The sequence below is a fragment of the Paenibacillus sp. FSL W7-1287 genome (assembly GCF_038004245.1).
Taxonomy (GTDB): Bacteria; Bacillota; Bacilli; order Paenibacillales; family Paenibacillaceae; genus Pristimantibacillus; species Pristimantibacillus camelliae.
This window is the reverse complement of record NZ_JBBORD010000001.1, coordinates 3,803,053-3,821,967: the sequence shown is the minus strand read 5'-3', so window position 1 is coordinate 3,821,967 and position 18,915 is coordinate 3,803,053. Positions and strand designations below refer to the sequence as shown.

At 42.7% G+C, this 18,915-nt stretch carries 16 protein-coding genes and 2 pseudogenes; 13 read left to right on the top strand and 5 right to left on the bottom strand.

Going from position 1 to position 18,915, the window contains the following annotated elements; genetic code table 11:
- Positions 1-277 precede the first annotated feature (277 nt).
- Positions 278-2,395 carry a glycoside hydrolase family 3 protein gene (locus tag NSQ99_RS17290; RefSeq protein WP_340838083.1) on the top strand — a complete coding sequence of 706 codons (2,118 nt, stop codon included), beginning with the start codon at positions 278-280 and terminating at the stop codon, positions 2,393-2,395.
- Between the two features lie 368 nt (positions 2,396-2,763).
- Here NSQ99_RS17290 and NSQ99_RS17285 read toward each other — a convergent pair whose 3' ends face one another.
- From NSQ99_RS17285 to NSQ99_RS17275, 3 genes and pseudogenes are all read right to left on the bottom strand, one after another.
- Complete coding sequence (locus NSQ99_RS17285; RefSeq protein WP_210178541.1) at positions 2,764-3,948, bottom strand: IS256 family transposase; 1,185 nt, start codon at positions 3,946-3,948, stop codon at positions 2,764-2,766.
- 469 nt (positions 3,949-4,417) lie between these two features.
- A pseudogene (locus NSQ99_RS17280) lies at positions 4,418-4,899 on the bottom strand (nucleoside deaminase).
- A gap of 407 nt (positions 4,900-5,306) precedes the next feature.
- Positions 5,307-6,602 (bottom strand): IS110 family transposase, encoded by a 1,296-nt coding sequence (locus NSQ99_RS17275; protein ID WP_340838081.1) that lies wholly within the window; start codon positions 6,600-6,602, stop codon positions 5,307-5,309.
- 365 nt (positions 6,603-6,967) lie between these two features.
- On the opposite strand from NSQ99_RS17275, the gene NSQ99_RS17270 reads away from it, so the two are divergent.
- From NSQ99_RS17270 to NSQ99_RS17220, 11 genes are all read left to right on the top strand, one after another.
- A complete protein-coding gene (locus NSQ99_RS17270) occupies positions 6,968-7,843 on the top strand; it encodes a cell wall hydrolase (protein WP_340838080.1) in 876 nt (291 codons plus the stop codon).
- Between the two features lie 284 nt (positions 7,844-8,127).
- Positions 8,128-8,682 (top strand): glycerol-3-phosphate responsive antiterminator, encoded by a 555-nt coding sequence (locus NSQ99_RS17265; RefSeq protein ID WP_340838078.1) that lies wholly within the window; start codon positions 8,128-8,130, stop codon positions 8,680-8,682.
- 243 nt (positions 8,683-8,925) lie between these two features.
- Positions 8,926-10,275 (top strand): ABC transporter substrate-binding protein, encoded by a 1,350-nt coding sequence (locus tag NSQ99_RS17260; RefSeq protein WP_340838076.1) that lies wholly within the window; start codon positions 8,926-8,928, stop codon positions 10,273-10,275.
- The gene (locus NSQ99_RS17255) at positions 10,268-11,230 is read left to right on the top strand and encodes a carbohydrate ABC transporter permease (RefSeq protein ID WP_251668992.1); all 963 of its coding nucleotides are present in this window, start codon (positions 10,268-10,270) and stop codon (positions 11,228-11,230) included. The genes NSQ99_RS17260 and NSQ99_RS17255 overlap by 8 nt, the downstream gene beginning before the upstream one ends.
- The gene (locus NSQ99_RS17250) at positions 11,220-12,077 is read left to right on the top strand and encodes a carbohydrate ABC transporter permease (RefSeq protein WP_251668991.1); all 858 of its coding nucleotides are present in this window, start codon (positions 11,220-11,222) and stop codon (positions 12,075-12,077) included. The genes NSQ99_RS17255 and NSQ99_RS17250 overlap by 11 nt, the downstream gene beginning before the upstream one ends.
- A gap of 99 nt (positions 12,078-12,176) precedes the next feature.
- Positions 12,177-12,992, top strand: coding sequence for an HAD family hydrolase (locus NSQ99_RS17245; protein ID WP_340838071.1), 816 nt, complete (start codon positions 12,177-12,179; stop codon positions 12,990-12,992).
- Complete coding sequence (locus NSQ99_RS17240) at positions 12,989-13,696, top strand: glycerophosphodiester phosphodiesterase (protein WP_340838069.1); 708 nt, start codon at positions 12,989-12,991, stop codon at positions 13,694-13,696. Before NSQ99_RS17245 ends, NSQ99_RS17240 begins: the two co-directional genes overlap by 4 nt.
- 415 nt (positions 13,697-14,111) lie before the next feature.
- Complete coding sequence (locus NSQ99_RS17235; protein ID WP_340838068.1) at positions 14,112-14,885, top strand: ABC transporter ATP-binding protein; 774 nt, start codon at positions 14,112-14,114, stop codon at positions 14,883-14,885.
- 112 nt (positions 14,886-14,997) lie between these two features.
- The gene (locus tag NSQ99_RS17230) at positions 14,998-15,732 is read left to right on the top strand and encodes an ABC transporter permease (RefSeq protein WP_445670555.1); all 735 of its coding nucleotides are present in this window, start codon (positions 14,998-15,000) and stop codon (positions 15,730-15,732) included.
- A gap of 120 nt (positions 15,733-15,852) precedes the next feature.
- The gene (locus NSQ99_RS17225; protein WP_340838064.1) at positions 15,853-16,743 is read left to right on the top strand and encodes a TauD/TfdA dioxygenase family protein; all 891 of its coding nucleotides are present in this window, start codon (positions 15,853-15,855) and stop codon (positions 16,741-16,743) included.
- Between the two features lie 146 nt (positions 16,744-16,889).
- Positions 16,890-17,873 carry an ABC transporter substrate-binding protein gene (locus tag NSQ99_RS17220; RefSeq protein ID WP_340838063.1) on the top strand — a complete coding sequence of 328 codons (984 nt, stop codon included), beginning with the start codon at positions 16,890-16,892 and terminating at the stop codon, positions 17,871-17,873.
- A gap of 67 nt (positions 17,874-17,940) precedes the next feature.
- Here NSQ99_RS17220 and NSQ99_RS17215 read toward each other — a convergent pair whose 3' ends face one another.
- Together NSQ99_RS17215 and NSQ99_RS17210 are read right to left on the bottom strand one after the other, a co-directional pair.
- Positions 17,941-18,225, bottom strand: a complete 285-nt coding sequence (locus NSQ99_RS17215) for a helix-turn-helix transcriptional regulator (RefSeq protein ID WP_340838061.1) — start codon at positions 18,223-18,225, stop codon at positions 17,941-17,943.
- Positions 18,226-18,242: 17 nt separating this feature from the next.
- Positions 18,243-18,407 (bottom strand): hypothetical protein, encoded by a 165-nt coding sequence (locus tag NSQ99_RS17210; protein ID WP_340838059.1) that lies wholly within the window; start codon positions 18,405-18,407, stop codon positions 18,243-18,245.
- A 161-nt stretch (positions 18,408-18,568) separates the two neighbouring features.
- Here NSQ99_RS17210 and NSQ99_RS23265 point away from each other — a divergent pair.
- Positions 18,569-18,715, top strand: a pseudogene (locus NSQ99_RS23265) (beta-xylosidase family glycoside hydrolase); the annotation flags it as partial.
- Between the last annotated feature and the right edge of the window lie 200 nt (positions 18,716-18,915).

The following is an 18,915-nucleotide window of genomic DNA, read 5'->3' as shown; positions in this document are numbered from 1 at the left end:
TGTAGCTATAAAGAATGCTATAGAGGTATGTGACAAATTTAACAAATGAAAACGGTTAATATGAGATATGTATTCGTGGCATGAATTGAAACGAATGAGCTCAGTTTTGAAGTGTATACCCTTCTTATTCCAATACCATAATAAGATGATTAGATTGAGTAGAATGCTTTCCAATCGTTTTAGCATTCAAGCACGAGTGTCAAGATGTTTAATTGGTTTACAGTAATTGCTTTTTATATAGACACTATTTATTAAGTAGCTAAGGAGTGAATTTTCATTGCAGAAGCAACCAGAATTAGTTGTAAGAAAAAAGCAGCTTATCGAACAAGAGGGATTAACCTTTAAAGATCTTAATAATAATGGGAGATTAGACCCTTATGAAGATTGGCGCTTAACGCCGAGAGAACGTGCAGAAAACCTTGTATCCTTAATGAATATGGACGAAAAAATAGGCATGATGCTAATTAACTCTCGAAAAATGGGGCTTGCACAGGAAGATAAAAGCAAGACGAGTCATGACGGAGTATTAGATGAAGGCATTATCGAAAAAGGCGAAACCATCTTTGCGACAAGCAAAGTATATGGAACGACCCATACAATAGAAAACAGAAATTTAAGACACTTTATTTTAAGAGATAACTTTAGTCCTGCTGATATGGCAGAGTGGATTAATGCGATGAATGAGGTTGCAGAGGGTACTCGTCTAGGTATACCTGTACTTGTGACGTCCAATTCACGTAATGAAAATGGGGAAGCTGTTTTTGGCATGAATGATGCGATCGGTATCTTTTCCACTTGGCCAGGAACACTTGGGCTAGCTGCAGCGGCGAAAGGCGATATTAAAAATGGAGGCGATGCCTCTTTAATTAGCCAATTTGCCAGCATTGCACGTAAAGAATGGGATGTGACTGGATTAAGAAAAGGCTATATGTATATGGCTGACGTTGTGACCGATCCAAGATGGCAGCGGACTTACGGTACCTTTGGTGAGGATCCAGAATTTATAGCGGATGCTATTGGTCGTATTATTAAGGAATTTCAAGGTGAGACACTTGGAAAGCATAGCATCGCGATGACGATTAAGCATTTTCCTGGTGGTGGCGCACGTGAAAATGGATTTGACCCGCATTATGAGGAAGGGAAATGGAACCTATACCCGACACCGGGAAGCTTAGAAAAGTATCATCTTCCACCATTTAGAGCAGCAGCAAAGCATGGAGCATCCTCCATCATGCCGTACTACTCTATACCAAGCATCAAGAAAAGTGTTGTTCAGCAATTTGAAGGCGAAGATATTCCTTTTGAAGAGGTCGGTTTTGCTTTCAATCACTATTTCTTGAATCATATTCTTCGCGGGGAGCTTGGATTCAAAGGCTATATCAATAGCGACAGCGGTATTATTAACAATATGAGCTGGGGCATGGAGAAGCATAGTGAGGCAGAACGTTTTGCCAAGGCAATCAATGCAGGTACGGATATTATTGCAGATACGAACGATATTGAAAATCTAAAACTAGCGGTTAGCAAAGGCTGGATTAGTGAGAAACGCATTAATGAAGCCAATGTACGACTGTTGACAGAAATGTTCGCGTTAGGCTTGTTTGATGATCGTACGTACAATGAACCACAAAAAGCTACTGAAGTGGTTAGCACGAAGGAGCACTGGGAAGCTGCGTATGAAGCACATAAAAAATCAGTTACCGTATTGAAAAATTCTAACCAAACGTTGCCGTTAACGAAGGACAAGCTTGAAGGCAGAAGCGTATATATTGAAGTGTTCCATAAGGAAGCAGAGAGAGCTGCTGCTTATACAGAAAAAGCAAGAGATGAAGCGAAAGAGCTGGGCTTGTTTACCCTTACCAACAACTATGAAGAAGCAGATGTAGCCGTTCTGTTCTTACATCCGAAATCAGGCTCATATTTCAACGCTACACTTGGATTGTTAGAGCTTGAAATTTGTGAGGATAAAGTGGTATCTGGACTTGACGGTACGTTATATCAGGAAACAACGCTTTCTGGCATGAAGCATCTTAAAGAAGTAACAGATAGCATTCATAGCCGTGGAGGCAAAGTAGTGATGAGCGTGAATATTATTCTGCCATGGATCTTAGGCAATATTGAACCGATGGCAGATGCGTTAATTGCAGGCTACGATACATTCTTTAATGCGCAGCTTGAGGTGATTGCAGGAAATCACAAGCCAACTGGTGTACTGCCGCTTACTTTGCCAGCAAACGAAGAGGTTATCGCCGTTTATCAAAATGGTGAGTCGGTATCGAGAAACGATGTGCCTGGCTACGACAAGGATAAATATATGCCTAATGGATTGAGCTATATCTATAAGGATTGCGATGGCAATGAGTATAAGCTTGGTCATGGCTTGAACTATGAATAGGTAGAATGTAGATCAAAAAAAGCTGTCGAGAGTCAGAGTAAGCTGACTATCTCGGCAGCTTTTTTAGTTATTTAATTATTTGATATTTTTACTTGTATCGGATTTTTGCTTCGAGCAATTAGCTACTTGATCTTTCATTGCCAAAAGCAGCGATTCGATTGTTACTTTCATCCACTATAAGCTGTACAATGCGTTATCTGTAATGTTAAACTTGAAATATTATCCATTTTAAGGTTATATTATTTATTTTGTCGCTTGATATATTGATGATGTTGAGAACGTTGTGCTAGAATCAGAACCTTTTAGATTTGTGGGTAGCGTCAAGAATTTTGTGTAAATAAAAATAACCTTTACTTGTAGCAGTTGAATTACGTGTTGCTTTTGAACATGGCTTGTAGTTCTGCACGAGCTTGGTCAAAGCCAATATGACATCTTGTAGCAAAGCGTTGGTTATAGCCTTCGAACTGTGAAACTAAAAATTTCTCTAGTGCTTCTTCGTGAGGAAATTGTTCTTTCCGTTTCGTGTATTTCTTGATCTGCTTGTTAAAAGATTCAATAAGATTCGTAGAGTAAATGCTTCTCCAAATCGACTGTGGAAAGCTGTAAAACGTGAAGATATACGGATTCTCCACTAAAGCTTTCGTTGCTTTAGGATAAGCAGTTTTCCACTTATCACAGAAACGTTCTAGCGCTTCACGACCAGCTTGCTCATCCTTTGCGCGGTATATTGTTTTGAAATCATCACAGATCTCAGCACGATCAGACACACGCACTTTATGAGCAAGATTGCGAGCAAGATGAACACAGCAGGTTTGGTATTTGGCACTTGGAAAGACCTCGAAAATGGCATCAACCATACCTTTTAACCCATCAGAAATAAAGAGTAGCACTTCTTCTGTGCCTCTTTCTCGAAGGTCTTGCAGAAGCTCTTTCCATACGTAGGCAGACTCAGTTGGAGCGATGGCATAGCTAAGCACCTCCTTAGAACCGTCTTCACGAATGCCTACAGCTAGGTAAACGGCTTCTTTCGAAACAGTCTCACGCTTTACAGCAATGTAGGTTGCATCCAAATAGACACAGACATAGCGCTGGGCTAATGGGCGCTTTAGGAACGCATCAACATGCTCTACCATCACTTGCGTCATGTTAGATATGGTTTGTGGTGTGTAATGATGCCCATACATTTTCTCGATCAGATCAGCGATTTCAGTCATGGTTACGCCCTTTTGGAACATATGAATGACAAACGATTCTAACGTGTCGTTGGATCGCTTGTAGGGCGCTACGGTCTGCTGCTTGAACTCTCCATTACGATCACGAGGGATTTGAAGGTGCAGATCGCCGTATTCCGTATGGAGCGTACGTGTATAGCTGCCGTTACGAGAATTGCCTGTATTGAAGCCTGCACGATCATACTTTTCGTAATCTAGGAAGGCGGTTAACTCGGTTGTTAACAAGTGATTCATCGCTCTTTCGAGGTGAATACGAAAAATTTCAGTCACATCTTGTTTTGTAACTAGAGCTTGGACTAAATCTGTTGTAAAATGATTCATAGGGAAGACCTCTCTCTGTGAATTTTGTGTGGTAACTCAATTCTACAAGAAAAGGTCTTCCTTTTGCATTTATTCATTTACACATAATATTTTATACTCTCGATTTGTGTGATAAATCATATAAAACTTAATTATTATCTAGTAACGGCGGCAGTTTATATGATTTTTCATATAACTTGAGGAGATAAAAGGGCAGAAGAGGGGGAGTTGTATGATTTATTACAACTCCCCTTAAATTTGTCTACGATCAGCAAGTTTTGTGTAAAATTTCATACAAAACTCTGCAGCACCACAAAACCGCTATGCACCAATAGTCCGCTGAGCACCACAAGAGCTAGCGGAATCACCAAAAGTTGTAGCCTCAGCTACTCGGGCGCGTCTCCTCAGAGCCTCAGACGGCCAACTCCATGCCCGCCAACACAGCACTCCGCGCCGCTACTCAGCACGCGGGCTGCCCGCCACTGAGCGCCTACTGCCGACTACTATGAAACTGGCGATGCAGCTCATGCACTTGCTCAGCAAGCTCAGGAACAGGTCCATCGATGGCCGTATCGCGAATGACCTCTTGGATCGGCAAGTTAAGTACACGGGACGGTGCAACGCCCAGCTCGCTCAACCACTGCGATAGCTGCTCACTCGAGCTTGCGTAAACGATTCGTCCTAATCCTACCCAGCCGTGTGCTGCAGAACACATCGGACAGTGCTCGCCGGATGTATAAACGGTAGCCCCCGCTCTTTCTTCAGGTGTCATGTTCTCAGAAGCCCATCTCGCTATGGCGAATTCAGGATGCTGGGTATGACGCCGCCAGCAACATGGTTGTGATCCTCAAACAGCACATCTCCTCCTGCAGAAACTAGAATCGATCCGAAAGGCTCATCACCCAGCTCAAGTGCAGCCTTTGCTAGCTCAACACAGCGCGTTAGATGCTTAATATCAACGTCATTAATCATAAGATCTCCTCCCACTATAAATTAGTTTTTTCTCGCAAATACTCACTCATTCTTAGAATTTCAACCGTTGATGATATTGAGATATGGAGATATCATGTAGTAGTGTAATATTTTTCTGGGCAAGTCGATTGCAGGAATAAAGCTTGGAATCAATTTTCCAATCTATGGATACTCATCAGTATGATCGCACCTTGGATATCCACACCATTCCCTCGACGGTTTACCCTCCCATGTCACACTGGGTCTATGCCCTTACATTCCTTCGTTCTACCTCTCAAGGGGTGGATGCCACTTCTTGCTCCTTTACTGGGTCGTTGCCCTAATGGTGATTATTCTGTGGCTGCTCCGTGCTTCCTTTATCGTTGTTGAACACTTAGATTTATGAGTCTTGCGATAGAAATTTGATGTTATGCTGCTACCTGTAGTTGGGCCTGACGAACAGGTCCTAATACATCTTGAGAATTATAAAGTATTTTCTTTGTTCCTAGTGTATACAGCACTCGAATGAGTTTTCCACAGAGCGCAACAAGCGATTGTTTCTTTTTCAAGGGGTTCACACTACGCGTTGTGTAGTAGTTGTGCAGTGCTTGAAATTCCGCATTCTTAGCAACCATTGGCATGACAGCCCGGTAGAGTAATGCACGGAGTCGAGAACGCCCTCGTTTACTGATGCTGGACTTTCCCTTCTTTTTTCCCGAGCTATTCTCTCGAAGATTAAAACCTGCCAAACGGATAATTTGCTGTCCGTGATTGTATTTGCTTAAATCTCCCGTTTCCGCCAAAAAACCGGCGAGAGTGGCGGCTCCTACTCCAGGAATGCTTAACATCTCCGAGGAACCGGGTATCTGTTCTAACAAAACTTCCACTTGACCCATAATGTCTTCAAGTTGTCTTGTTAGTAATTCATACTGCTCAAGGAGAGCCTTCATTTCTATTCTGGCAGCCGTCAAACCTCGTGTTATCCCGATGGAGACGGAAGCTGCCTTCACTAACTTTTCAGCTCTCTTGATACCTACAGCCCGTTTCACGTCCTGCTTCCAACGCTTAAGAATGTTGAGCGATCCGAGGGTGATAATCTCCTCAGGTGTTGGAAATTCCGAAAGCGTGATGAGTGATGCTTTGCCTTCCCAGTCCTTAAATACTTCGCTGTATTCCGGAAAAAACCGATCTAGCCAGTTCTGAATACGACGTTGCACTTGACCTAGATTTACCATGACCTTCTCACGTAGATTCATAAAAATTCGTAGATCGGCGTACACCTCAGTAGGTAATTGTGGCTCTGTGTACTTCCCATTACGAACCAGATCTGCAATGACCTTCGCATCTTTATAGTCATTCTTGGTTTGGGAATTGTCTTCGAGTTCTTTCGTCTTATTCACATGATGTGGATTGACAACCACCACTTTGATACCCTCATTCTGCAAGAATTCGGCAAGTGGGAACCAGTAGTGTCCAGTGGGCTCAATGCCAAAGATGACGTCTGTCTTGACATGTACCCGTTGTAATTCTTTCATCCACGATACTAGTTTTGTTAGGCCATCCCGTTGGTTTTGAAACACACAATCCTTTCCGAGCTCAATGCCTCGAAATTCGATTGCTCGGGCAACATGAGTTTCTTTAGCGATGTCTGCTCCGACAACAAGTGTTTGTTCGGTAATTCCTAGAATTCGTTGATTTTGCTTCACTTTTTGCTTATACTTCATGTTGAGCGTCCTCCTCTTAATTAGGGCAGTGAATGGTCCACATTCCAAGACCCAGCATACAGGAGACGCTTTTTTCGATCAAACCTCAAATTAATTCATTACAGGAATGGCTCCTTTATGTCCAATCGTAGTAAAGTTTAGCTTTAATATCAAATCAATGAAGGACTCTTATACTATAAATACGCTACGGTAAACATTAGAAAGCTCTCATCATTTTAAGAGTCGAATAAGTGATTGTGCAGAAATCCGCATAACGTCGGTATTCAGCTTACTTCGATAGAATAGTCGTCTCTCATTATCCTTTATTTGGAATCTAGTTGACAAGCTATTTTGTCGTATAATGGTGCGAGATGAAGGAGGTGGAAGTGATAGCAAGCAAACGTTGGAAGTTACCAGTAGTGCTTTTGCTCATGGTGGTATTAACTTGGCCAACCTTAAGTGTTTCGGCGCAAACACCTGCTAGCACGACCGTATATATTGACAATGAACCAATTAAAACAACTGTAATCAATCAACATGGCTATCAGCTTGTACCAGCGAGGTTTTTCCAAAAGTTCGGTGTAACCGTGAATTGGAGTCCAAGCTATCAAGCGGCTATACTAAGAAATGCTTCAATTGAAATCGGTTATCCTGTAAGTAAGCGCTACACTGACTACCAGCATGTGGCGCAAGGTAGCTGGTCTAGAGATCATTTGGATACGGAGACCGTACTTGTTGGCGGTGTATCCTATGTTCCACTAGCTTATACGGCTAAAAAGCTTGGTTTGCATGTTCGATATGACTCGAAGCTTAGAGCTGCAATCCTTTCAACACAAGAAAACAGTATCGTTGCTTTATCAAATACGAATACGAATCAACCAACAGAAGAAGAGCTTTACTGGCTAAACCAAATTACAGAGGCTGAAGCAGGTGGAGAGAGCTTCGATGGCAAAGTAGCTGTCGCTGCGTCTATTCTTAACCGAGTAGAGGATCCAGCATGGCCAAGCAATATTATCGATACGATCTTTCAAGTCGAATATTATAATGGAAAATCATACTATCAATATTCACCGGTGCTTGATAAACGAATACATACGGTGAAGCCAAGTGAGGAAACGAAACGTGCCGTACAGCAAGCGATTAATGGCTTTGACCCTAGTATGGGCGCGGTCGTGTTCTACAATCCGGATAAAACGGACAATGCTTGGGTGAGAAGTCGTCCAGTAACGACTAAAATCGGTAATCATGTATTCGCAAAATAATATTAAGTGAAATCATAGCATGTGACATTATTTAATAGACTTCAACATTTACAAAAGCTTTACGTCACACTAATACTGCGTAAATGATTGAATAGTAAGTCGAAAACCAATGAAATAAGGGTAAAACCTATGAGAAAGCCCAATCTAGCTTAATGTAACGAGGATAATCCCTCATTAACGTTACATGCTAGATTGGTTTTTTTATTTTACATATATTTCACACTACGTTAACATCGAAAAAATATGGAGGGGATATAGTTTAAGAAGTGAAAGGGGGATACACCATGGTCGAACAACAATTAGAAGAGTTGCCTATTATCGCATCAATTACGAAGCAAGAGCAGATTGAAGCGGTATTGAAGAGCAAGGTGAAGCGAGTTAATTTGATGACCGGAGATATCATGACGCTTTCCTCGATCATCACTGATTTACATAAGGCTGGTAAGCAGGTGCATGTGCATCTGGAGATGGTGAGCGGTCTTGGAAGAGATCTTTCCACCGTTCAATATCTTAGTAAAACCTTCGGAATAGATGGCATTGTCTCGACGAAATCGAATATGATTGCGGCTGCGCGACAAGTTGGAATTCGCTCGATTCAGCGCATATTTGGAATAGACACAGCAGCTATTGATACGGCGATTAAAATGATCGGACAGGTTCAGCCCGATGAGGTTGAGCTAATGCCGGGATTAATGCCAAGGGTCATTAAAGACTTGAAGCAGAAGATTAGCTGCCCATTAATTGTAGGCGGACTGATTCGGCACGAAGAGGAAATTCGTCAGGCGCTTGAATACGGTGCAGATTACGTCTCAATAGGCGATAAGCGGTACTGGCTATAGGTGGATACATGAGATAAATAATACATGGCGACATGGATGGGTAGATGGGTTCATGGTTACACGGACGGAAGGCTAGATTGAAAGAGTGAAAGATTGATAGAGTGATAGTTGATGGATGATCGTTTGATCGATGGATATAGGTCATTAAAGTAACGAATGTTCTAATACGGGTGGAGATGCTGAGAAAACCCACACATCAAGATGAAGCAAGCAAATCAAATCTCGAGAGGAGCATGACAAGCAATGAAGACGAAAAAGAAGTGGATGACTACGATGATGGCTGGTGGACTAGCCCTTGTTGTTACAGCATGTGGCAGTGGAGATGCGAATAACGGAGGGCAATCTAGCGCCAATGCTAACAATGCACCAGTTCCAGTGGAGGCGGCGAAGGTTGTAGAGAGTACAGAGCCTATCACGATCCAATACTGGCACTCTCACGCAGAAGCTCAGATGGAGGGCTTGAACTATATGCTTGAGGAGTTCTCGAAGAAATATCCTCACATCACGGTTGAGCCTGTATTCCAAGGCGGTTATCCTGATCTTCACAAGAAGCTTCAAGCAGCTGTAGCTGCGAATGATGTTCCGGCTGTAACGAATGTTGAGGTATCTTCTTTGCCTACGTTCGGTGATAGCGGTGTGTTTACAGACTTGACACCATGGATACTACGCGACAACACAGCAATGGATGATTTCTCAGAGGGTATGATTAATGCCTATGCTTTCAATGGCAAGCAATATGGTTTCCCGCTAATCGTAAGTACTAGTGTATTCGTATATAACAAAACGTTGCTGGATGAGCTTGGTGTACAGCCACCGCAAACTTGGGATGATATCGATGCGTTTAACGAAGCAGTAACGCTAAAGGAAAACGGTGAAACGACTCGCTATGCGTTCTCTGTGCCTGGCTGGGATGCTTGGTACTTTGATCCATGGATGATCAATGGCGGTGGTCAAATCTTAACAGACGATCAATCTGCTTCTGCAGTAGAAACACCTGAATCGATGCGCTATATCGAAAACTTCTACAAATGGAAAACGGATGGCTACATGCATATCGGCTATGGTAAGGGCGCTTCTGATAATATGCGTCAAATGTTCCTAGGTGGCGAAATCGCTATGGTTCAGCATACATCTGCGAACATTAAAATGTACAGAGAGAACGCTGACTTTGAAATTGGTGTTTCCTTTGTTCCAGGTGATGTAAAACGTATCTCTAACATCGGTGGTGCAGGGATTGCGATGATGGATGGAGCAAGCGATGAGGAAAAAGAAGCAGCTTGGAAGTTTATTGAGCATATGACGTCGGCTGAACACAACATCAAGTGGGCAGAATCTGTGGGCTATCTTCCAACTCGTAAATCTGCCATCGATTCAGAGGAAGGCAAGCAATACTTTGAAAGATGGCCGCAATATGAAGCTGTGTTCGAGCATTTTGACGATGTAACGCCACGTCTACAGCATATTGCGTATCCAGAATTCAGAACACATTACATCGAAGTGATTGGTGAGCTTGCTCTGAACAATGTAGACCCTGCTACGTTAATGCCGCAGGCAGCAGAGAGAATTAACGAGATATTGGCAGATTATGAGTGATAAGCTTATGAACAATAACAATAAACAAGAATTGAAGCTAGCGGCGTCCACACGGACGCCGGTTTCTGTACGCAACTGGAGAACTGCGCTGGAGAAGTGGAAGGATTTTATGTTCGCTTTACCGGCCATAGCATTATTGGCTGTCTTTCTGTACTATCCTCTTGTCAACTCGTTCTATATTAGTTTAACGAACTGGAATATGACGAGACCGGTCAAGAAGTTTGTTGGTATAGATAACTATACGTATTTGCTAGGTCATGAGGATTTCTATCAATCACTTAAAATTACGTTTACGTATACGATTATGGATGTCGTATTAACATTAGCGATTGGCTTGTTGCTCGCTTTGTTGTTTAATGTGTCGTCACGGTTCTATGCCTTTATGCGAGGCATTGTCTTTATGCCATACTATATTTCGATGGTTATAGCTGCCATGGTATTCGTATGGATTTATAACGGGAAATACGGCTTGCTGAACCGTGTTGTGGCGATGTTCGGCATCGATCCCGTAGAATGGCTCATTAATCCGAGTACAGTACTGCCAGCGCTAGTTGTCGTGTCGGTGTGGAAGGGAGTCGGCTTTGCAATGATCTTATTTATTGCGGGTCTACGCAGCATTCCTGCAGATTACTATGAGGCAGCTGCCATTGATGGAGCGAATAGATGGATGCTATTCCGTCATATTACCCTTCCATTATTGTCCCCGATGACGCTATTCCTTGTCATTACGACCTTTATATCGTCGATGCAAGTATTCCAATCGATTGATATTATGACGAATGGTGGACCTTTGAATGCGTCCAATGCGGTTGTCTATTGGATCTATACGATGGCGTTCTCGCAATTTAGAACAGGCAGAGCATCGGCGCTTATTATGATTTTCTTTGTGATCATATTGCTTCTTACAGCATTGCAGTGGTTCATCAGCAGGAAGAAGGTGCATTATGAGGGATAGCAGAATGGCTGGACAAAAGAACAGTAAAGTGGTCAGCTTCATACGAGTCGTGCTAGCGGTGGCGGTCACCCTTATCATCTTATTTCCTGTCTATTGGATGGTTGTAAGCTCACTAAAAACACAGGCGGAGATGCGATTAGCTGTACCGACCCTATGGCCAGAAACCTTTTCTTGGGGAAACTATGCTGAGGCATTTCGCGTTATTCCATACGCTAAATACTTCTCCAATACCCTCATCATGTCTATTGGCTTAATAATTTTGCAGCTTAATGTTGCACTATGGGCAGCATACGCCTTCGCCAAAGGACGCTTCTGGGGGAAAGAGTTTTTGTTTCTGCTCGTACTGGCAGCATTAATTGTGCCGGATCAAGTTACGTTCATACCTGTCTATGTGATGATGTCCAAGCTCGGTTGGCTGGATACGTTCTGGGCGTTAATCGTACCGAATGGCGCATCTGCTTTTGGTATATTCCTGCTGCGACAATCGTTCAAATCACTTAACAATGATGTGCTCGAGGCAGCGCGAGTAGACGGTGCTGGTCGTTTTGCACTCATTTATCGCATGCTTGTGCCTATGGCGATGCCAACGATCGTCACCTTTATCGTATTGATCTTTATTGCAGCGTGGAACTCGTATTTCTGGCCGCTTATCATGACAAATTCGAGTGATATGCGGGTTCTGACAATCGGTATCGCGTTCCTTCGTGACTCGATTGCTGGTGATGAATCATTGCATTTCCACATTATTATGGCTGCAAGTGTTATGGCGATATTGCCGATCATTGTCGTTTACAGCTTAATGCAAAAGCATATTGTAGCAGCAATGGCGAACTCAACATTTAAATAAGACACCGCTAATATATTAGTTGTAACGCTATAATAAGGAGCAGGTTGAGTACTGGAGAAAGCCTATGTTCCTTGGCAGCGGGCCGAGGAGGAAGGGAAAGTGGACAGCAATATTCGCTGTATTGTTAGCGATCTGGATGGCACATTGCTCGGGCCGGATCATTCGCTGCCTAATGAGGTAATTACGGCTATTCAAGCCTATAAAAAGCAGGGCGGCCTGTTCACGATAGCGACGGGTCGTCCTTTGTTAACTGCACAATCTATTATTGATCAAATAGGAATTGAGATTCCTGTTATCCTGTGCAACGGAGCTGTGCTGGCGGTATCTGGAAAGGTAGTGGAACGAATATGTCTTAAAGCAGCAGACATCGCTGATATGCTGATTGATGCACATGTGCATGGACTTATGGTGCTGCTGTTCCGTGAAGACAGCATTGAATGCTTTGCTAAGAACGAGGAGGTTGAGGCATTCGAGCATAAGGAGCGAATCAAGTGTAATCTCGTTGCCGTTAATGATTCAAGCTGGAGAGCAGGTGAGCTTGAGAAAGTCATATTGCTAGGCGAGATTGAGGCGATTGAAGAATTATGGAGCCGATGGTCACAGGAGCTTAATCATATCGTCGAAAAGTTCCAATCGGAGCCTAATTATATGGAGCTTATATCGGCACAGACGAGCAAGGGAAAGGCACTTGAGAGACTGTCGGATATGCTCGGTATTGATAAAGCCAGCATGATGGCGATAGGCAACCAGATGAATGATCTGCCGATGCTGGAAGCAGCTGGCGTTGGTGTCGCAGTTGCGAATAGTCCGGCTGAGCTAAAGGCTGCTGCCGACTATATTTGCTCTGCATCCTACGGTGCAGGCGTAGTAGAGGCGATAAACAATCTCGTGTATGGAAGGAGCATGATCACATGACAATACGAGGCTTAGCCCATCGAGGGTATCCACTTAAGCATCCAGAAAATACACTGCGCGGCTTTCGTGCAGCGCTTGAGCTGAAATTCACGCATCTGGAATTCGATGTTCATCTTACAAAGGACGGTGTACCTGTCGTCATTCATGATCCTACGGTGGATCGTACGACGAATGGAACAGGCGCAGTAAAGGATTTTACGTTGGAGGAGCTGCGTAAGCTTGATGCCGGGGGTGGAGAGCAGATTCCAACCTTGGAGGAAGCGCTGCTGCTTGTAAAGGATCGAATGCTCGTTGATATCGAGCTGAAGCAAACCGGCAGCATGCATGCTGGACTTGAAGCAGCAGTCATCGAGGTGATCAAGCGTGTGGATATGAAGAAAAAGGTGTTTCTCACCTCCTTCGATCATTATTCCATCATGCGTGCTAGGGAGCTAGATGCAGAGATAGAGCTAGGCCTTGTCATCTATGGTGCGACGCCAGCGGTATTTCCGTTTATGAAGCAGCTAGGAGCAAAGTATTTGTCATTAAAATATGTGTTTCTTACGCCGGAGTACGCGGAGGAGGCTAAAAAACACGGTATACAGCTTATGGTTTGGACGCCGGATGACGAGAATCAACTGCAGACATTGAAGTCAAATTATCCAGATGTGCTCATCTGCACAAACAATCTTGAAGGCTGGGCGAAGGTGTATCAGGGCGCATAGGACGAAGCATTTGAAATAGAATGTGGACGACGAATAACTTAAGTATAAGCAGGTGGAGTGGACGATACGTAGTCCGATAATCCGCCTGCTTTTGCTTTTATATATATAGATATATATCGCAGTATTCACATTGCAGTGATATAAAGTGCTCATCTGCGCGATATACTACAGATCATGATGTTTACTGTCCATCGCAAGTCTAAATCCTATATGACCAGCAGAGACATTTCCAGCTTTTCACATTAAACCAAGTTTTTTTATCGGAATACTATTGACAGTATATATAGTATCGTGTAAATTATTGGTAACAAATGAATAAGCAACCGACTTTTTCGAAAAGAGGTTAACCGATTCTGATTTTCAGCTCAGAATGCGGTTGACCTCTTTTTGTTTGTTTGGGAGAGGAAGGGATACGATGACAGCTGTAACCGCGCTACGAATTGATCAGCTCAACAAAACATTCTCCACCAATGCACAGAAGGTGCATGCGCTGGATCGATTTGATCTGAAGGTGCAGGAGGGGGAACTGGTATCGATTATCGGACCTAGCGGGTGTGGAAAAAGCACATTACTTAAGCTAGTTGCAGGGCTGGATACCGACTATGAAGGAAATATTCAAGTGTTTTCTGAGCCGATCATTGGCCCATCCAAGGAACGGGGGTTTATCTTTCAAGAGCATCGCTTGTTCCCATGGGCGACTGTGGAAGGCAATATCGCAGGAAATCTAAAGCTGAAAGATGCGGCGGTCCGCAAAAAAATTGATGACTTAATTGGTCTCGTTAATTTACGGGGATTCGAGAAGGCTTATCCTCGACAAATTTCAGGAGGAATGTCTCAACGCGTAGCGATCGCCAGAGCATTACTAAGGAATCCGAAAATTTTACTGCTAGATGAGCCGTTTGGCGCTTTGGACGCTTTTACTAGGGAGCATTTGCAAGAGGCACTACTAAACATATGGGAAAAGAATAAAACGACGATGTTACTCGTGACGCATGATATTGATGAAGCCATTTATTTATCGTCAAGAGTTGTCGTGATGGATGCTCATCCTGGGCGGATAAAAGCAATAGTGCCCATTGAGCTGCCGCTGCCAAGAACGCGGTCATCGAAATCATTTTTAGAGTATCGTTCACTCATTATGAAATATTTGAATCATGACATTGAGGAAGTGGAAGATTTCAGTATCTAAACATGAAGAGGGGAGAGATTTTGTGGCAACAGTAATGACAACTGAGCTGGAGGTGCAGCACCTGCCGAGGAATGAGAAAACGGTAAGGAAGCTGCCAGGAGTGATTCGAGCGATGGCTATCCCGTTCATCATATTGGTTGCTTGGGAGGCTTTAGCTAGATCAGGATATTTAGCCGTCAATTTGTTTTCATCTCCAACATTGATTCTATTAAAAGGATACGAGCTGATGAAGTCAGGCGAACTAATAAAGCATCTGGCCATTAGTTTGCAGCGTGCCGTTATAGGATTTGGACTGGGTGGTCTTCTCGGTCTTGCCTTTGGCGTCTGGGTTGGCATGAAGCGAAAAACGGAGCAATACTTAAACCCAACTTTGCAAATGGTACGAACGGTGCCGTTGCTTGCGATTACTCCTTTATTTATTTTATGGATCGGCTTTGGCGAGCTATCAAAAGTATTACTCATATCGTTAGGGGCATTTTTCCCTTTATATTTGCAATCATTTTTAGGAGTGCGCAACGTCGACAATAAGCTATTTGAAGTAGCGAAAATTTTAGAATATTCAACGGCTGAAAAAATTACAAAGGTTCTATTTCCGGGATCATTGCCGAACATTTTATTAGGCATACGGTTATCGTTAAGTACCGCTTGGATGTGCTTAGTTGCAGCTGAATTACTCGGTGCAACGAAAGGGGTTGGCTTTATGATCCAAGATGCCCGTGCATTTATGGCTACAGATAAAGTGTTTGTTGGCATTATTATTTTTGCTCTTATCGGGAAGCTTTCGGATTCCTTCGTTCGCGTTCTAGAGGAACGTCTGCTTAAATGGCAGGATAGCTTTAAAGCCTAATATCATCGTTCAAGAGAGGTGGTGATGCTGAGCAACGAGATCGCTAATTGTTTACTGACTATAAGCATGACTGTGTAAGCTGTAATCGTGTCAAATAATAATGTGAAGAGGTGGATGGTTATGTCAACAACAACTATTGAAATCGTGAAAAAGGCTGGTCGTATTGGTGCAGAGATAAGAGGGGTAAAGCTTTCGGCGGATTTGGATCAAGAGACCTTTGCGTACATTCAAGAGGCATTGAAGGAGCATCTTGTACTGTTTTTCCGTGGACAGCAGCATTTGGATGATGTACTGCACGAGAAATTTGCTGAGCGTCTGGGTGAATTGTATGTACATCCAACGGTACCGGTAAAAGAAAATACAAACGCGATCTTTGAGCTTAATTCAGAGTATGGTGCTAAAGCAAATACATGGCACACAGATGTTACCTTTGTACCAGAGGTTCCACGATATTCCGTTTTGCGCGGTGTAACGATTCCGAGCGTAGGCGGTGACACGGTGTGGGCTAATACGCACACCGCATATGAGGACATACCAGCAGAATTAAAAGCACTAGCTGAACAAGTATGGGCAATCCACTCAAACAAATTTGACTATGCTGCATTTGCCTATTTGAATCAAGCGAAAGACAAGGATATAGAGCAATATCAAAAGTATCGTGAAGTTTTTTCTTCAACGGAGTATGAAACACGTCATCCATTAGTCTTTACACATCCAGAAACAGGGAAAAAGCATTTATTACTAGGTGGCTTTATTCGTCAGTTGGAGGGGTATTCTACATCAGAGTCCAACGCACTTTATAATATTTTACAAAGCTATGTGACACGTCTAGAAAACACGGTTCGTTGGAATTGGCAGGAAGGTGATCTGGTGATATGGGATAATCTTGCCACACAGCATTATGCTGTTGCAGACTATGAAGAGAAGCGCGTCGTGCGTCGTGTAACGGTATCGAAAAGTACACCGAAAAATGTTGAAGGTGAAGCTAGCTCACTCATTAGAAAGAAATAGTAATTGAGTGCTTGTACAACAAAAAGGTAAAGGTGATCAGGTAAAGACAAATAAGAAGTAGTAAGTAAAGCACCACTTTATGTGGTGCCCTTTCTTTTCGACGACTTTTCGGCTTTACAAGGATAATTCTGAAAGGAAGAGAACGCATGAAGAAACATACTATATATACCTTAGCTACTCTTATCGTGATTAGTACACTGCTGGCTGCTTGCAGCAAAGTGAATGGTTCAAGTGGCGGAGACCAATTGACGGCCGTACGTATTGCAAATATGAACCTTTCTGTATTGAATGTGGCGAGAGAAGCAGGTTACTTAGATGAAGAATTTGCGGATTATCAGGTCAAAATTGAATGGTCACAGCATCCTAATGGACCACCTATTAATGAAGGTATTGCATCCAAGCGTATTGACCTAGCCGTATTAGGTGAAGGTGCCATTGTGGGAGGTGCTAACAATGACTTAGACACCGTATTAATATCGTTAGCAAGTGACGGTCTTGTTGGAGTCAATTCTATCATTGCCCACAAGGATAGTGGCGTTCAAAGGATAGAAGACTTACAGGGTAAAAAAGTAGGTGTTGCGGTAGGAACTTCTCACCATGTATTTTTGCTGAAGGTTTTAGATAAGGCCGGACTATCCATTGACGATATTGAAGTTGTTAATCTAGCGATTACTGATGCTCATCCTGCGTTTCAGACTGGACAGATCGACGCTTGGGTAACAGCGGATACGTATGCGAACATAGAGGCTGCCAATGGGGCAGTGCTCATAACGAATGCCAAGGAGCATCAAATCTACTCTCCGACCTTTTACATTGCACGTGGAGAATTTGCACAGCAGCATCCAGAAATCGTTGAAGCGTATTTGCGTGCTATCGATCGTGCCATTGATTTAGCAGAATCCGATTATGACCAGTTTATTGAATTTGCTGCGAAGGCTGCAAGTCAAGAGGTTGAGCGAATTAAAGCCTATGAATTTGGTGTCTACCAAAATGAGGCACCATCGGATGAATTATTGGATCAATTTCAGCAATCCGTAGAGATATTGAAGAGCTTGAATTATGTGAATAAGGATATTAGCATCGAGAAGTTTATTGATACAAACTATATCAACAAACTAAAAGCTGAATAAAGTACAAACGAAGGTAGCTTTAAGTATGAAGAGGTGAGTAGAGTCAGTTGACACTACTCACCTTTTTTTAATTCGCTTTGCGATAAATTTTTGGAGTCATGCCGTATTTTTTACGAAAAGCTCTGGTGAAATAATTACTATCATTAAAGCCGCTATTATATGAGACCTCGGTAATGGCGAGATGAGTGTTTTTCAATAGCATACAAGCATGCTCTAAACGGAGGTGAAGCAAATAAAAGTTAGGTGTCGTTTGATAGTACTTACGAAATATTCGATTCAGATGTCTTATCGAAATATCTGAGTGATGCGCGATATGTTCAAGGGTGATCGGTTCGAGATAATGATCTTCCATATAGGACAGAGCTTTGGCTAAATGATGATGTGGTTTTGTGTACCGACTTTTTGTTGTTCATATTGTCTAGATAGATAGACAAGTAAACCTAGAAACATCGAAGCGAGCATCGTTTGATAGGCTTGAGGCTTAGATTCATACTCACTAATCATCGTGTCTATCGTTGAAGAGACATATTCCAAATTTGGGATTGGTAGACTCAGCTTGCTTTCGTAATGCTGAATATTGCGATAATGAGGTTCAACGATAAATAATATGCTTGATATCCATTCATGCTTTTAAGATCAGAGCCCGCATATTTCAACATCTCTGGACGATACATAATATTGCAGATTTTGAAGTATCCGGAGAGACACATCTGCTGTCAACAGAGGTTGCAGGAGGATTTACAGGGATATTCATCGCCATGTATGCCTATAGTGCTGCAGAGACAGTTACACCTGCAGCTTTCGATTGGTTTGAGTATGAGCCTGCTAGAGAGAAGCAGTAGCATCAGCATTACATGAGATTAACTATTTACATGAATAGCCTTAAAAGACGCAAGCTTACATTTATCCGTAGGCTTGCGCTTTTAGTTACGCATATGACAAAAAAATTGAAAGCTATGAAGAAAAGCAAGGATAGAAGTAGATTAGGTTTATAATAGAAAAGCTTAATTTTTATTCACTAAGCATTACATTTAGGCTTCTA

Excerpts from the sequence above, each read along its gene's own strand:
- NSQ99_RS17285 (WP_210178541.1), bottom strand. The coding sequence starts at position 3,948 with ATGAATCATTTTACAACAGATTTAGTCCAAGCTCTAGTTACAAAACAA.
- NSQ99_RS17230 (WP_445670555.1), top strand. The coding sequence starts at position 14,998 with ATGGCTATCCCGTTCATCATATTGGTTGCTTGGGAGGCTTTAGCTAGA.
- NSQ99_RS17275 (WP_340838081.1), bottom strand. The coding sequence starts at position 6,602 with ATGAAGTATAAGCAAAAAGTGAAGCAAAATCAACGAATTCTAGGAATT.
- NSQ99_RS17240 (WP_340838069.1), top strand. The coding sequence starts at position 12,989 with ATGACAATACGAGGCTTAGCCCATCGAGGGTATCCACTTAAGCATCCA.
- NSQ99_RS17225 (WP_340838064.1), top strand. The coding sequence starts at position 15,853 with ATGTCAACAACAACTATTGAAATCGTGAAAAAGGCTGGTCGTATTGGT.
- NSQ99_RS17260 (WP_340838076.1), top strand. The coding sequence starts at position 8,926 with ATGAAGACGAAAAAGAAGTGGATGACTACGATGATGGCTGGTGGACTA.
- NSQ99_RS17220 (WP_340838063.1), top strand. The coding sequence starts at position 16,890 with ATGAAGAAACATACTATATATACCTTAGCTACTCTTATCGTGATTAGT.
- NSQ99_RS17215 (WP_340838061.1), bottom strand. The coding sequence starts at position 18,225 with ATGGAAGATCATTATCTCGAACCGATCACCCTTGAACATATCGCGCAT.
- NSQ99_RS17265 (WP_340838078.1), top strand. The coding sequence starts at position 8,128 with ATGGTCGAACAACAATTAGAAGAGTTGCCTATTATCGCATCAATTACG.
- NSQ99_RS17235 (WP_340838068.1), top strand. The coding sequence starts at position 14,112 with ATGACAGCTGTAACCGCGCTACGAATTGATCAGCTCAACAAAACATTC.
- NSQ99_RS17250 (WP_251668991.1), top strand. The coding sequence starts at position 11,220 with ATGAGGGATAGCAGAATGGCTGGACAAAAGAACAGTAAAGTGGTCAGC.
- NSQ99_RS17255 (WP_251668992.1), top strand. The coding sequence starts at position 10,268 with ATGAGTGATAAGCTTATGAACAATAACAATAAACAAGAATTGAAGCTA.